Origin of the sequence: Limnohabitans sp. 2KL-17 (genome assembly GCF_003063415.1) — a bacterium.
Taxonomy (GTDB): domain Bacteria; phylum Pseudomonadota; class Gammaproteobacteria; order Burkholderiales; family Burkholderiaceae_C; genus Limnohabitans_A.
In genome coordinates, this window is sequence record NZ_NESK01000084.1 from 1 (window position 1) to 1,088 (window position 1,088).

The 1,088-nt window shown below is 61.7% G+C and carries 1 protein-coding gene; it reads right to left on the reverse strand.

What is annotated here, in order from left to right:
• A partial coding sequence (locus B9Z45_RS17120) for a hypothetical protein (RefSeq protein ID WP_158270453.1) occupies positions 1-1,088 on the reverse strand: 1,088 nt, incomplete at both ends.

Below are 1,088 nucleotides of genomic sequence, written 5' to 3' on the forward strand. Positions count from 1 at the left end.
CCCGTGCCGCTGGTAATCGCTGCGCCACTGACGTTGACCTTGTATTTGTTGCCTGAAACTAGCGTGGGGGCTCCGATGGTTACGTTGGATGTCACCTGCGCACCGCCAAGCATGACCACAAAGTCAGTCGCATTCAGTGTTGAGAGCGTCATGCCTTCGCTGAACTCAACAAAGAAGTCCACGCTGTCAAGGTTGGTTGCACCCGTTGAGCTGACACCTGTTGTCGTTCCCCTGGAGATGGTGAGCGTGGGCGCTGTGGTGTCGATGGTGGGCAGCGGTGTGCTGTCGATGTTGGCAATAGAGCCGCTGTAGGTGAAGGCGTTGCCGGCCAGGTCTTTGATTCCTGCGACCAGTGCGTCCTTCAGGGCAGCTTCGTCGATGGTGGCAGTGCCGTTGGCACCGGCCGGGATGGTGTAGGTCAGCGTGCGGGTGCTGGTGCCGGCTGTGCCGGCCCAGGTGGCAGACACGACGGTGCTGCCCACCTTGAAGATGGTGCTGTTGTTGCCGCTGGTCAGGCCCTGGACGTTGCCGTCAAAGGTGACGGTGAGCACGATGGTCTCGCCTGCGCTGTCGCCGCCTGTGCCGGCAATGGTGGTGACGGTGGTGCTGGGCGCTGTGGCGCTGAGCGTGGGCGCTGTGTTGTCGTGCACGGTGCTGGCCAAGGCCAGCGTGGTGACGTTGTTGTTGCTGCCGCTGTCGGTGATTTCGGTCAGGGTGACCACGTGGTCACCCGTCATGCCGTTCGAAGTGGCGTATCTGTAGGCCAGGCCTTCAACCAGGGTTTTCGCTTCCGCAGCACTCAGGCCAACAATCCTGGTCAGGGTGACGGTGGCGGTGCTGCCGGTGACGTCCACCCTGTAGCCAACGCTGTTGGCAGTGGTGGTACCGCTGGTGGCGTTGGTCAGGCTGAACTCGGTCCCGTCAACGGTGATTCTTTCATTTGTCGTGCCGTCAAGGCCGGCAACTGTGAATTTCAGGCCGGTGATGGTTTGGCCCGTATCCACCGCGCTGATGGCCGCGCTGCTGAACAGCGTTTGCGTGAGTGCAGTGTTGGCGTAGTTGACCGTGGACGTGGTGACGCTGGCGGT